Origin of the sequence: Bradyrhizobium sp. 195 (assembly GCF_023101665.1) — a bacterium.
Lineage (GTDB): Bacteria > Pseudomonadota > Alphaproteobacteria > Rhizobiales > Xanthobacteraceae > Bradyrhizobium.
The window spans coordinates 576,733-589,619 of the sequence record NZ_CP082161.1; the positions used below are offsets into that span (position 1 = coordinate 576,733).

Below are 12,887 nucleotides of genomic sequence, written 5' to 3' on the forward strand. Positions count from 1 at the left end.
GCAGTCTCACTGCACCTCTCCCGCTTGCGGGAGAGGTCGGCGCGCGTCAGCGTGCCGGGTGAGGGCTCTCTCCTCTTGGGGAGTCTTGCCAGCGGAGACACCCTTACCCCAACCCTCTCCCGCAGGCGGGAGAGGGGGCGCAGCGAGATTGTCGATGCAGCCGCGCCCAATCATTACCTTACAACGACACGCCCGGCGGAATGTCCGCCTCGGTCACGCCCACCAGCTCCATGTTGGTGATGATCGCGTTGCGGATGAAGCCGAGGCCCTTGTTGAAGTCGATCCAGGTATTGACGTAATCGCGCCAGGTCTTGTCGGTCTCGCGGCGGAAGCCGGCATTCGATGTCGTCGCGAAGATCGGCGTCGGCAGCACGAGCTGGCCGAGCGAGGGATTCTTCTTCAGCACGGTCAGCGACAGCATGGTGATCAGGCACTGCGCGTCGACGCGGCCGGTCTGCAGTGCGGCGGTGGCGTCGTCTGCGGTCTTGAGCCGCGTGATCTGCGCCTTCGGCGTCAGGCGACTGACGACCTGGTCGTGCGAGGAGCCCTGGTCGACCGCGATCTTGATGTCGGGCGAGTTCAGCTCGGCCCAGCTCTTCGGCTTGAAGTCCTTCTTGCAGAGGATGGCGAAGGCATTGTTGAAGACCGGCACCGAGAAGTCGACCACCAGCGCGCGCTTCGGAGTGGGGTTGAGGCCGAAGAAGATGTCGATCTTGTTGGCCTGCAGATCGAGCACCGAATTGCCCCAGGTGGTCTCGGTGATCTCGAGCTCGGCCTCCATGTCGTCGGCGAGACCTTTGGCGATGTCGATGTAAAAGCCCTTCCACTGACCGCTGGAAAGATCCTTCATGTAATAGGGTGCGCCGCCGCCGACTGCGCCGATCCGCATCTTCTTAGTCCGGCGGATGCGGGCGAAGGTCGATTCGTTCGAATCGGCGGTCTGGGCCACCGCCGGCGAAGCGAGCGCGGCCGCCGTCATCGCGCCAAGTCCGACAATCGATGCAACATCACGACGTGTAACCATTGGGATCAATCGCTTTTCTGGTTGGGACAGGTTCCGGCAGGTTCATACCAAGGCAGCACTATCAGTGAAAGCACAGCCTATCGGCTGGGCAGATCGGGAATTGCCCGGATGCTGGGCAGGCGCCGGCGATCGGGGGCGATAGCCGCTTGCTTTCCGGTCCTTTTGGCCCCAAATAGGACCGGGAGATTGGCGGTGGACGAGCCACTCGCCAACCGGGTCAGGTCCGGAAGGAAGCAGCCCTAACGAGGTCCGGATCGGGTCGCTCGTCAGTCTCCTACCTGTTTTTCGAGCGAATTGCGCCGGCGGCACCAGCCGCCAGCGCGCTCCTTTCCGCAAAAGCCGGCCAAGAGACATTTCATTGCGGATCGACCGATGACCGACGCTGGCGCCCCTCCCAACCCCGACAGCGCCGGCCAGGCCGGCAACGCGCCTTACCGGGTGCTGGCGCGCAAATACCGTCCCTCCAGCTTTGACGATCTGATCGGCCAGGAGGCCGTGGTCCGCACCGTCTCCAATGCGTTCGAGACCGGGCGCATTCCGCAGGCCTGGATCCTCACCGGCGTCCGCGGCGTCGGCAAGACCACCACCGCGCGCATCCTGGCCCGTGCACTCAACTACGAGATGCCTGATGGTTCGGTGAAGGGCCCGACCATTCATATGCCGACGTTAGGGGTGCATTGCCAGGCGATCATGGAAAGCCGGCACATGGACGTGCTGGAGATGGACGCGGCCTCGCATACCGGCGTCGACGACGTTCGCCAGATCAATGACAGCGTGCGCTATGCCCCCGCCAGCGCGCGCTACAAGGTCTACATCATCGACGAAGTCCACATGCTGTCTACGGCGGCGTTCAACGCCTTTCTGAAGACGCTGGAGGAGCCGCCGGAGCACGCCAAATTCGTGTTCGCGACCACTGAGATCCGCAAGGTTCCGGTGACGGTGCTGTCGCGCTGCCAGCGCTTTGATCTTCGCCGCGTCGAGGCCGACGTGCTGATGAGGCATCTGGCCAGTATTGCAACGAAGGAAAACGTCGAGATCGAGCCGGAGGCGCTCGGCATCATCGCCCGTGCCGCCGAAGGCTCGGTTCGTGATTCGCTGTCGCTGCTCGACCAGGCGATCGCACATGCCGCTGGGCAGGTGAAGGCCGACGCGGTCAGGCAGATGCTGGGCCTTGCCGACCGCACCCGCGTCATCGACCTGTTCGATTCGCTGGCACGCGGCGATATCGCGAGCGCATTCAGGGAATTCCGCGACCAGTACGACGTCGGCGCCGATCCGATCGTCGTGCTCTCGGACCTCGCCGAATTCGTCAATTTCGTCACCCGCGTGAAGATCGTTCCGACGACCGCCGACAACGTCGCCTATGGCGAGACCGAGCGCGTGCGCGCCAAGGAATTCGCCTCGAAAATCTCGATGCGCGTGCTGTCGCGGATGTGGCAGATGCTGCTCAAGGGCATCACCGAGGTGCAGGCCGCGACACGTCCCGCTGCCGCCGCCGAGATGGTGCTGGTGCGCATTGCCTATGTCGCCGACCTGCCGACGCCGGACGAAGCGATCAAGATGCTGGAGCAGAACGGCGGCGGCTCGCCGGTCGTGAGCGGCGGCGGTGCCGCACGCAGCACTGCGCCGGCCGCGCCGGTGGCTTCCGCAGCGCCAGTTCGTATGCCGACGTCGTCGCCGTCCTCGTTCGGCGGTGGCGGCGCGCGGCCGCAGATGGCGGCGCCCGCGCCGGATCCGCAAGGCGCAGCGCCCGTGCTGCGCGTCACAAGCTTCACCCAGCTCGTCGCGCTCGCCGGGCAGAAGCGCGACATCATGACCAAGAGCGCGCTCGAAGGCGATATGCGCCTCGTCCGTTTCGAGGAGGGCCGGCTGGAGGTCGCGCTCGAGCCGAACGCGGCGAAGACCATGATCTCCGAGCTCGCGAAGAAGTTCGAGCAGTGGACCGGCCGGCGCTGGACCATCGTCGTGTCCAACGAGCAGGGCCAGCCGACGCTGCGCTCGGTGAACCAGGCCGCCAAGCAGGAGCATGCGCGTACCGCCGAGGCCGATCCGCGCGTGCAGGAGGTGCTGTCGCGTTTCCCCGGCGCAAAGGTCGTCGAGGTCCGCAGGCTTGCCCCCGAGACACCGGAAACCAATATAAACACCGACTATGGCAGTGACGATCCGCCCGACGGTTCCGACGGCGACGACGATCTCTAGAGCCAGTCTTTTCAAGGACGAGTACCGATGGCTGATTTTCTCGGCATGATGAAGCAGGCGGCGCAGCTGCAATCCAAGATGCAGGAGATGCAGGAGCAGCTCGCCAACGTAGAAGTCGAGGGCATCTCCGGCGGCGGCCTCGTTGCCGTGCGCATGACCGCGAAGATGGACGTCAAGGCCGTCAAGATCGATCCCTCGCTGATGAAGCCGGAAGAGCGTGAGGTGCTGGAAGACCTGCTCGTCACCGCCATGGGCGATGCGCGCCGCAAGGCGGAGACGGCGATGCAGGAGAAGATGCAGGCTCTCACCGGTGGGCTCGGCCTGCCGCCGGGGTTGTTCGGCCAATAATATGGGCGCTGTTGCAGGTCCCGAAATCGAACGGCTGGTCCAGCTGCTCGCACGGCTGCCGGGCCTCGGTCCGCGCTCGGCGCGGCGCGCGGCGCTGCATCTGATCAAGAAGCGCGAAGCGCTGATGATGCCGTTGTCCTCGGCCCTCCAGGTCGCGCTCGACAAGGTCGAGGTCTGCAAGACCTGCGGCAACATCGACACGCAAAATCCCTGCACGGTCTGCACCGATCCGAAGCGCGATCCTGCGATCATCGTCGTCGTCGCCGACGTCGCCGACCTCTGGGCGCTGGAGCGGGCCAATGCCACCCAGGGGCGCTATCATGTGCTGGGCGCGACATTGTCGCCGCTCGACGGCGTCGGCCCGCAGGATCTGACCATCGACGCGCTGGTCGCGCGCGCTCATGATTCGCAGGTGCACGAAATCATCCTGGCGCTGAATGCGACGGTGGACGGCCAGACCACGGCCCACTACATCACCGACCTGCTTCAAGACGCCAATGTGAAGGTGACGCGGCTCGCCCACGGAGTTCCCGTCGGCGGCGAGCTTGATTATCTCGATGAAGGTACGCTATCGGCAGCGATGCGGCAGCGGACCCTGTTCTAGCCATCCCTGAGATCTCACGGAACGGACGACATGACGAAACTTTTCGCCACACGATTGGCTTTGGTCGCGACGATGGCGATGCTGGTGAACCCGGCGATCGCCGCACAGCAGGGTGGCGACACTCCGCCGCCGTCGAAGCCCGGCAAGCCGATCAACAATGGCGACGTGCTGTCGGGCGAGCTGAACGCGATGAAGGTGCGCGACGGCAAGAACGGCAAGCGGGTTCCGATGTACCAGATCACCTCCGAGCCGCGTCGCTTGCCGGCGCCGAACGGGCTGTGCAATCTCGAGACCGGCCCCGAGACCTTCCAGCTCGTCACCTCCAGCGACGCGCAGGCCACGCAGCTCAAATCGTTCGTCGGCAAGGAGATCTCCGTCAAGGTCGACGAGATTGCCTGCGCCAGCGATGCCGGCCAGTTGAGCGAGGCCGTGATCACGAAGTGGAGCCTGATCAAGAAGCAGTAGGCGGCGCCTCAAGGCGAGGTGCCGTGGCTGCCGTAGGGTGGGCAAAGCGAAGCGTGCCCACCACCTGTTTCTGATCATGGCGTGATGGTGGGCACGGCGCTCCGCGCCTTTGCCCACCCTACGGCACCGCAGGCGTGGCGCTCACACCCTTACCGGCCCCAGCGCGTCGAAATGCCCGCGCTTCTGCAGCCAGGCCAGCAGCACCAGGCTAGGGATCGCCACCAGCACGCAGATCACGAAGAACAGCGGCCAGCCGGTCGCCGCAGCCACGAAGCCGGCGCCTGACGACAGATAAGTCCGTCCCACCGCCGCGAGCGCGGTGAGCAGCGCGTATTGCGTCGCCGTGTGCAGCGGGTTCTGGCACAGCGCGGAGAGATAGGCGACGAAGATCACGGTGCCGATGGCGCTGGTGAAATTCTCGGCGCAGATGGCGAAGGCCAGCGCCCATTGATTGGTGCCGACCACGGCCAGCCAGGAGAAGGACAGATTGGCCAGCGCCTGCACCACGCCGCCGATCCAGAGCGATGCCGCCAGCGGATAGCGCCGCGCGACGAAGCCGCCGGCAAAGCCTCCGATCAGGGTCGCAGCTAAGCCGACGCCCTTCACGATCGCCGCATAGTCGTTGCGGGTGAAGCCGAGGTCGATCACGAACGGCGCGGTCATCGTGCCTGAAAAGGCGTCGGTGAACTTGAACAATACGACAAAGGCGAGTGCGGCGAGCGCGTCCTTCCGTGACAAAAATTCCGAGAAAGCCCCGATCGCCGCGTGCAGCACCCGCGTGAACGCGGTCTCGGTTTTCGCAGCAGCTTCCGCCTGGACCGATTGCCCGGGCTCGGTCGCGGCCAGCGCCGTGATCGTCCCGATCAGCACCATCGCCGCCATCACCACATAGCCCCACATCCAGGCTGAGGTGCGGGTGATGCCGGTGCTTTCGAAACCGGAGACGATGAACAGCGCGCCCGCGGTCGAGACCAGCATGCCGATGCGATAGGCCGCGACGTAAGCGGCCATGCCGGCGGCCTGCTCGCTCTCCGGCAGGCTCTCGACGCGGAAGGCATCGACCACGATGTCCTGCGTCGATGACGTCGTCGCCACCAGCAGCGCGCCGAGCGCGACGTAGAACGGGGACTGCGCCGGGTCGGTCATCGCCAGCAGCAGGATGGCGACGATGAGGAGCAGCTGCGAGAACAGCAGCCAGCCGCGCCGCCGCCCGAAGGCTCGCGTGAACAGCGGAACATGCAGCGCATCGACCAACGGCGCCCACAGGAATTTCAGCGTGTAGGGTGTGCCGACCAGCGCGAACAGCCCGATGGTCTTGAGATCGACCCCGGCCTCGCGCATCCACACCAGCAGCGTCGAGCCCGACAGCGCCAGCGGCAGGCCGGAGGAGAAGCCGAGGAACAACACGATCAGCACCCGCGGTTGCAGGTACACGGCAAGACTTTCGCGCCAGGAGGTCCCAGGGGCGGAAGTCGCGGCGGGGGAAGTCGCGTCGGGTGCGGTCATGGGGTGGTGTTAGCAGATTCTGGGAGAAAAGACTCTGACGGTAGCCCGCGAGGCGGAAGCTCCCAACCCCCGCTCGCTGTCATCGTCCGCGAAGGCGGACGATCCAGTAATCACCAGCGTCTCGGTTCAATCACACCCGCCGCGGTGTACTGGATGCCCCGCCTTCGCGGGGCATGACAGCGTGGCGGAGTGAGACAGTATTATGGTGGGCCGGCAATCTCGTGATACAGATCGTCCCAATTCGGATTGTGCTGCTCGATCAATCGACCTTCCAGGCCCTGTTCCACTTCTTCAGCCGCTTCTTCCGTTTGATCGCATTCTCGGGATCGTCGAACCGCTCGAAGTAACCAATCTTGCGATGTCGTACTTCTCCGTAAAGCTCTCGATCACCTTCGACTTGTGCTGCGCTACTCGGCGAATGAGATCATTGGTCACGCCTATGTAAAGCGTGCCACCGATCTTGCTCGCGAGAATGTATACGTAGTAGCAGCGTCCGCCCATCTGCCGCTTCCCGCTCCGCCGTCATCGTCCGCGAAGGCGGACGATCCAGTAATCACCGGAGTCTCTGTTCAATCACACCCGCCGCGGCGTACTGGATGCCCCGCCTTCGCGGGGCATGACAGTGTGTGCCCGAATCACTCCCCCGCCTGGAGCTTCCGCGGAAACAGCTCGCCTGCGCCTGTGGCCACCAGCCGCGGTGCCTCCGGTGCGTCGCTCTTGCTGAAATCGAGTTCCTCGATTCGTCCTGCACGCTTCTCGATCTTGTCGGCGGAGATGAGGATCTGGCGGACGTCCTCGTTCGCATCGGAAAAATGCTTCTGCAGTTTGACCACGCGGTCGCGCAGGCGGCCGAGGTCGTCGCCGAGCTTGATCACTTCGGTCTGGATCTGGTCGGCGGCATCGCGCATGCGCGCGTCCTTCATGATCTGCTGCATCACCTGGATCGCGAGCATCAGGAGCGAGGGCGACACCAGCACGACGCGGGCGCGGTAGGCTTTTTGAATCACGTCGTCGAAGCCGTCGTGGATCTCGGCGTAGACCGATTCCGACGGCACGAACATCAGCGCCATCTCCTGGGTCTCGCCGGTGACGAGGTATTTTTCCGCGATGTCGCTGACATGCTTCATCACGTCGCCGCGCAGGCGCTGCGTGGCAACGCGCCGCTCCTCGTCGGTGCGGGCGTCGTGCAGGGCCGTCATCGCCTCCAGCGGAAACTTTGCGTCGATGCAGAGCGGGCGTTGGTCCGGCAGGAACACGACGCAATCGGGCCGCTTGCCGGTCGAGAGCGTGAACTGGAACTCGTAGGCGCCTTTGGGAAGGCCGTCCTGGACGATCGCCTCCATCCGCGCCTGACCGAAAGCGCCGCGCGACTGCTTGTTGGCGAGTACGTCCCGCAAGGTGGTCACCTGCGTGGTGAGGTCGGTGAGGTTCTTGTGGGCACTGTCGATGATGCCGAGCCGCTCGTGCAGGGCGCGCAGGCTCTCCATGGTGTTGCGGGTCGAATGTTCCATGGACTGGCCGACGCGATGGGTCACCGAATCCAGCCGCTCGTTGACCGCCCGCGCCATGTCGGCCTGGCGGCCGGCCAGCGCCTGGGTCATGGCGTCGACCCTTCCAGAGGATTCGCTTTGGGCGCGCAGCACCTCACTCAGCCGCTCCTCGAGCTCGTCGGCCCGGATTGCGTGCGCCATCGCGAGTTCCGCGCCGCGTTGGCCAGAGCGCGCGATCACCACCGCGATCACCACCAGCAGGATGAGGACGAGCGCACCGAAGCTGATCAGCGCATCGATGGTGCGCACCGGCCAGTCGCCAATCAGGAAAATAATCTCGTTCATGTGCCCTTCTAGCGCGATTCGCCGATATTCGCGAACGAAGAGGGAACGACAGGGGTTAACCGCCCCCTAATTTTTATGGTTAACGAAAAGCGAAGTTTTATGGTTAGTGAGGGGTTAACGGGGTTCCCCGCCGCATTGACCGCATCCGGCATGCGGCTTAAATCGCGGCCATGGCCCTCAGAGAAATCATCATCCTGCCCGACAAGCAGCTGCGTCTGGTCTCCAAGCCGATCGAGAAGGTCACGGCCGAGATCCGCAAGCTTGCCGACGACATGTTCGAGACCATGTACGACGCGCCCGGCATTGGCCTCGCCGCGATCCAGATCGCGCAGCCGCTGCGGCTGATCACCATGGACCTCGCCAAGCGCGACGAGAACGGCGAGACCACGCCGCTGCCGCGCGTCTTCATCAACCCCGAGATCATCGCCTCGTCCGAGGAACTGTCGGTCTACGAGGAAGGCTGCCTCTCGATCCCCGAATATTACGAGGAGGTCGAGCGCCCTGCGAAGGTGCGCGTGCGCTTCACCGATCTCGACGGCAAGGTGCACGAGGAGGACGCCGAAGGCCTCTACGCCACCTGCATCCAGCATGAGATCGACCACCTCAACGGCGTGCTGTTCGTCGACTATCTGTCGAAGCTGAAGCGCGACCGCGTGATGAAGAAGTTCGAAAAGGCCGCCAAGCGGGCGGAGTGAGTTGTAAGCAACTGGCGTTGCCGCACGCTCCTCTGCGCTCCCTCCCCCCTTGCGGGGGAGGGCGGGGGAGAGGGGTAGCGCAGCAAAAGGTTTGTCTGGGGGCGAAGACTCCGCGCTCACGCCGATAGAGCGCGTCGTGTGACACCCCTCTCCCTAACCCTCCCCCGCAAGGGGGGAGGGAACGCAGCGAGTCTGTTGATGCCTCTCCGCCTCATCTTCATGGGCACGCCCGATTTCTCCGTGCCGACGCTGCTCGAGCTGGTCGCGCATGGCCACGAGATCGTCGCCGTCTACACCCGCGCGCCGAAGCCGGGCGGGCGGCGCGGCCTGCAGTTGCAGCCGACGCCGGTCGAGGAAGCCGCGCGAAAACTCGGCGTGTCCGTGCTGACGCCGAAGACGCTGAAGACCGAGGAAGCGCTGGCGGAGTTCAATGCGTTCGACGCCGATGCGGCCGTCGTCGTTGCCTACGGCATGATCCTGCCGCAGGCGATCCTCGATGCGCCCAAGCTCGGCTGCTACAACCTGCACGCTTCGCTGCTGCCGCGCTGGCGCGGCGCCGCGCCCATCAACCGCGCGATCATGGCTGATGATGCCGAGAGCGGCGTGATGGTGATGAAGATGGATGTCGGCTTGGATACCGGCGACGTCGCGATGGCCGAGCGTCTTGCCATCACGGACAGCATGACCGCGGTCGATCTGCATGACCGTCTGTCCCGGCTCGGTGCCGACCTGATGGTGCGAGCCATGGCCGCGCTCGCCCGCGGCGGGCTGCAGCTCAAGAAGCAGAGCGAGGACGGCGTCACCTACGCCGCCAAGATCGACAAGGCCGAGGCGCGGATCGACTGGAGCAAGCCTGCGCGTGCCGTGCTGCGCCACATCCACGGCCTCTCGCCGTTCCCCGGCGCATGGGCCGAGCTTGAAAATGCGCGCGTAAAGCTCCTGCGCTGTGAGCTGGCGAAGGGCTCGGGTGCGCCGGGCGAGGTGCTCGACGATCAGCTCACGATCGCCTGCGGCGAGGGAGCGATCCGTATCATCGAGCTGCAGCGTGAGGGTAAGGGCCGGATGCAGGCCGCGGACTTTTTGCGTGGTGTGCCGCTGAAGGCGGGAGCTAAATTCACCTAACGCTGTCATACCCCGCGAAGGCGGGGTATCCAGTACACCGAGACTTCTGAGATGAACCGAACCGTCACGGCGTACTGGATCGTCCGCCTGCGCGGACGATGACACCGGGAACGATGCCCCGCTACAAGCTCACCATCGAATATGACGGCGCGCCGTTCTTCGGCTGGCAGGTGCAGGAGACGCTGCCTTCGGTGCAGGGCGCGTTGGAGGCAGCCGTGAAGGCGATGACCGGCGCGGATCTCCGCGTGCATGGCGCGGGCCGCACCGATGCCGGCGTGCATGCGCGCGGCCAGGTCGCGCATGTCGATGTCGACAAGCCGTTTCCACCGGGCCGTTTTCGCGACGGGCTCAATGCGCATCTGCGCCCGCATCCGATCGCGGTGCTGGAAGCCGAGATCGTGCCTGACAGTTTCGAGGCGCGCTTCTCCGCGGTGAAACGCCACTACCGCTACCGCGTCATCAATACGCGCGCCAATCTCGCCCTCGACATCGGTCATGCCTGGCGTGTGCCGCGCAAGCTCGATGCCGACGCGATGCACGCGGCGGCGCAACGTCTGCTCGGCAAGCACGATTTCACCACCTTCCGCGATACCGAGTGCCAGGCCAAGTCGCCGGAGAAGACGCTCGATCAGCTCGACGTGATGCGCGACGGCCGCGAGATCACGATCATCACCTCGGCGCGCTCGTTCCTGCACAGCCAGGTCCGCTCGATGGTGGGATCGCTGGTCTGGGTCGGCGAAGGACGCTGGACCGCCGACGATCTCTCCGCAGCACTGGAAGCCCGCAACCGCGCAGCGTGTGGCATCGTCGCCCCGCCGGACGGGCTGTATCTGATGAAGGTGGATTATTGAGGGGGTGTGAGGGGAGCGGAGAGCGCGCGCTCACCACGCCCTCGCTGTCATTCCCCGCGAAGGCGGGGAATCCAGTACGCCGCGGCTCCCCGACTCAATCACTGCTGTCTCTGGAATACTGGATCGTCCGCCTTCGCGGACGATGACAGCGGAGAATGGGGCGGCAGTCGCGCCCTACCCAAAATACCGCGTCAAAATCCCGCGATACACCTTCGTCAGCTTCTCCAGATCAGCCACCGGCACGCGCTCGTCGACTTGATGCATGGTCTGGCCGACCAAGCCGAACTCGATCACCGGACAATAGCTCGAGATGAAGCGCGCATCCGACGTGCCACCGCTCGTCGACAGCTCCGGCCTGCGGCCGGTCACCTCCTCGATCGCGGCCACCGCGAGATCGGTGAACGGGCCGGGCTTGGTCACGAACACGTTGGAGTTCGAGGGTTCCCAGACGATGCGGGCCTTGATGCGGTTGCCGCAGGCTTTGGCGAGACGCGTCTCGACCAGTTCGCGCAGGCTCGCCTGGGTGTGGTTATCGTTATAGCGAATATTGAACTTTGCGCGGGCCTCGCCGGGAATGACGTTGTTGGCCTTGTTGCCGACGTCCACCGAAGTGAATTCGAGATTGGACGCCTGGAACTGCGCGCTGCCATGGTCGAGCGGCTCGTCGGAGATCGCGATGATCAGGCGCGAGATATCCGGCACCGGATTGGAGGCGCGATGCGGATAGGCGACGTGGCCCTGCACGCCGTCCACGTAAAGCGTGCCGGATTGCGAGCCGCGGCGGCCGACCTTGATGGTGTCGCCGAGCGTCTCGACATTGGAGGGCTCGCCGAGCACGCAATGATCGAACGTCTCGCCGCGATCGCCGGCCCATTTGAGCAGCTTGATGGTGCCGTTGATGGAGACGTCTTCCTCGTCGCCGGTGATCAGGAAGGAAATCGAGCCTGTTCCATCGGCGCGCGGCTTGCCGCCATTGGCGGCGAGATGCTCCAGCACAGCTGCCACCGAGCAGGCGATGCCGCCCTTCATGTCGACCGCGCCGCGGCCGTGCAGGACACCGTCCTTCACCTCGCCGGAGAACGCGCCGACGCTCCAGGCGCTCTCGTCGCCCGGCGGCACCACGTCGGTATGGCCGGCAAAGGTGATGTGCGGGCCGTCGTTGCCGATCCGCGCATAGAGATTGTCGACGTCGGCAGTGCCTTCCTCGCTGAAGGTCACGCGGTGGCAAATGAAGCCGGCGGCACCGAGGGCTTTTTCAAGCACCCCGAGGGCGCCGGCGTCTTCAGGGGTTACCGAGGGGCAGCGGATGAGATCGCGGGCAATGGAGAGGGCATCGGTCATGCGCCCCGCTTAACATGCATGCCGCCGGGTGGGCTAGCACTGGGCGGGACAATTTCGATCTCGCGGCTCTGGTCCCAGCTATTGGCAGAGGGCGATACGGCGGCGTCCTCGACCTTGGCCAATGGATCAGGACCGAACCGGTTGTGGCCCTCGTTGCCCGGCATGCAGAACATCTCGACGAACCCCCACAGCCACAGGCTTGAGGCGGTGAGGCTGAACGGAAGCATCGAGCGGGCGTCAGGCAACAGGTTCGAGAACTGACTGTACAGGCCGGGTACGACGCAGAACGGGATGATCCACCAGCCGCTCCTGTCACGATCATGCAGCCGCTTGATCGTGGTCGCCAGGAAGATCCATGAGAACAGCGCCAGGCCGGATGACTTCAGGATCGTATCCGTGCGGTCAAATGAGGCCGGCGAGCGATAGGTCCGGGGATCGACCAGCTTGAAGAGTTCGTCGAGGCCGAAGTCGAAATCGATCTTCAGGGATAGCTTCAACGCGCCTTCGGCGCCGACGAGATGGATCACCTGACTGATGACGCCGAGCAGCGCCGCCAACAGCGCGACGATCAGCAGCGCCTGCCACAGCAGGGCGCGGTTGATGCGGCCATCGAAGCGGAAGAGGTACGAGGTCCAGTCCATGCGCGGGGCTCCGGGCGGCAGGGCCGTCCGAAGATTGGTCGCGATGGACAGTTAGGCGGTTCGAAGCCCTGCCAGACCCGTCATCCTGAGGTGCTCCGCCTGGGACGCAACGCGTCCCACGGGGAGCCTCGAAGGATGGACGGCCGAGATGCAGCCGGGGCGTCGCCCTTCGAGGGCCGCCGAAGAGGCGGCCGCCTCCAGCGACAACGGCTTCGCCGTTGGCGCGGGGGTGACGGTGATAGGTTTGCGTTTGTGC

The 12,887-nt window shown here is 64.8% G+C and carries 12 protein-coding genes, 1 other RNA gene and 1 pseudogene; 8 read left to right on the top strand and 6 right to left on the bottom strand.

Going from position 1 to position 12,887, the window contains the following annotated elements; all coding sequences use genetic code 11:
• Window positions 1-178 precede the first annotated feature (178 nt).
• On the bottom strand, window positions 179-1,024 hold the full coding sequence (locus IVB26_RS02610) for a transporter substrate-binding domain-containing protein (RefSeq protein WP_246931064.1): 846 nt from the start codon (window positions 1,022-1,024) through the stop codon (window positions 179-181).
• 181 nt (window positions 1,025-1,205) lie between these two features.
• Here IVB26_RS02610 and ffs point away from each other — a divergent pair.
• The 5 genes from ffs (at window position 1,206) to IVB26_RS02635 (ending at window position 4,640) form a co-directional block, all read left to right on the top strand.
• An RNA gene (gene ffs / locus IVB26_RS02615) (signal recognition particle sRNA small type) lies at window positions 1,206-1,302 on the top strand.
• Window positions 1,303-1,396: 94 nt separating this feature from the next.
• The gene (locus IVB26_RS02620; RefSeq protein ID WP_247970489.1) at window positions 1,397-3,223 is read left to right on the top strand and encodes a DNA polymerase III subunit gamma/tau; all 1,827 of its coding nucleotides are present in this window, start codon (window positions 1,397-1,399) and stop codon (window positions 3,221-3,223) included.
• Window positions 3,224-3,250: 27 nt separating this feature from the next.
• Complete coding sequence (locus tag IVB26_RS02625) at window positions 3,251-3,571, top strand: YbaB/EbfC family nucleoid-associated protein (RefSeq protein ID WP_212084247.1); 321 nt, start codon at window positions 3,251-3,253, stop codon at window positions 3,569-3,571.
• 1 nt (window position 3,572) lies between these two features.
• Window positions 3,573-4,175, top strand: coding sequence for a recombination mediator RecR (gene recR, locus IVB26_RS02630; protein WP_197960051.1), 603 nt, complete (start codon window positions 3,573-3,575; stop codon window positions 4,173-4,175).
• 30 nt (window positions 4,176-4,205) lie between these two features.
• The gene (locus IVB26_RS02635; RefSeq protein WP_247970490.1) at window positions 4,206-4,640 is read left to right on the top strand and encodes a hypothetical protein; all 435 of its coding nucleotides are present in this window, start codon (window positions 4,206-4,208) and stop codon (window positions 4,638-4,640) included.
• Window positions 4,641-4,781: 141 nt separating this feature from the next.
• Here the strand turns inward: IVB26_RS02635 and IVB26_RS02640 are convergent, their stop codons facing one another.
• The 3 genes and pseudogenes from IVB26_RS02640 to IVB26_RS02650 all read right to left on the bottom strand — a co-directional run bounded on the left by IVB26_RS02640 (window position 4,782) and on the right by IVB26_RS02650 (window position 7,981).
• Entirely contained in the window at window positions 4,782-6,146 is a 1,365-nt protein-coding gene (locus tag IVB26_RS02640) for an AmpG family muropeptide MFS transporter (RefSeq protein WP_247970491.1), read from the bottom strand.
• A 200-nt stretch (window positions 6,147-6,346) separates the two neighbouring features.
• Window positions 6,347-6,647, bottom strand: a pseudogene (locus tag IVB26_RS02645) (GIY-YIG nuclease family protein).
• A 134-nt stretch (window positions 6,648-6,781) separates the two neighbouring features.
• Window positions 6,782-7,981 carry a DNA recombination protein RmuC gene (locus tag IVB26_RS02650; RefSeq protein WP_247970492.1) on the bottom strand — a complete coding sequence of 400 codons (1,200 nt, stop codon included), beginning with the start codon at window positions 7,979-7,981 and terminating at the stop codon, window positions 6,782-6,784.
• A gap of 170 nt (window positions 7,982-8,151) precedes the next feature.
• On the opposite strand from IVB26_RS02650, the gene def reads away from it, so the two are divergent.
• The 3 genes from def to truA all read left to right on the top strand — a co-directional run bounded on the left by def (window position 8,152) and on the right by truA (window position 10,649).
• The gene (def, locus tag IVB26_RS02655) at window positions 8,152-8,676 is read left to right on the top strand and encodes a peptide deformylase (RefSeq protein ID WP_097661791.1); all 525 of its coding nucleotides are present in this window, start codon (window positions 8,152-8,154) and stop codon (window positions 8,674-8,676) included.
• A 198-nt stretch (window positions 8,677-8,874) separates the two neighbouring features.
• Window positions 8,875-9,798, top strand: a complete 924-nt coding sequence (fmt, locus tag IVB26_RS02660; RefSeq protein WP_247970493.1) for a methionyl-tRNA formyltransferase — start codon at window positions 8,875-8,877, stop codon at window positions 9,796-9,798.
• Window positions 9,799-9,911: 113 nt separating this feature from the next.
• Window positions 9,912-10,649 (top strand): tRNA pseudouridine(38-40) synthase TruA, encoded by a 738-nt coding sequence (gene truA, locus IVB26_RS02665; protein ID WP_247970494.1) that lies wholly within the window; start codon window positions 9,912-9,914, stop codon window positions 10,647-10,649.
• A gap of 174 nt (window positions 10,650-10,823) precedes the next feature.
• Here truA and dapE read toward each other — a convergent pair whose 3' ends face one another.
• Window positions 10,824-11,990 carry a succinyl-diaminopimelate desuccinylase gene (gene dapE / locus IVB26_RS02670; RefSeq protein WP_247970495.1) on the bottom strand — a complete coding sequence of 389 codons (1,167 nt, stop codon included), beginning with the start codon at window positions 11,988-11,990 and terminating at the stop codon, window positions 10,824-10,826.
• Window positions 11,987-12,631: a DUF805 domain-containing protein gene (locus tag IVB26_RS02675; protein WP_247970496.1), complete on the bottom strand. Its 645-nt coding sequence runs from the start codon at window positions 12,629-12,631 to the stop codon at window positions 11,987-11,989. Before IVB26_RS02675 ends, dapE begins: the two co-directional genes overlap by 4 nt.
• Window positions 12,632-12,887 lie beyond the last annotated feature (256 nt).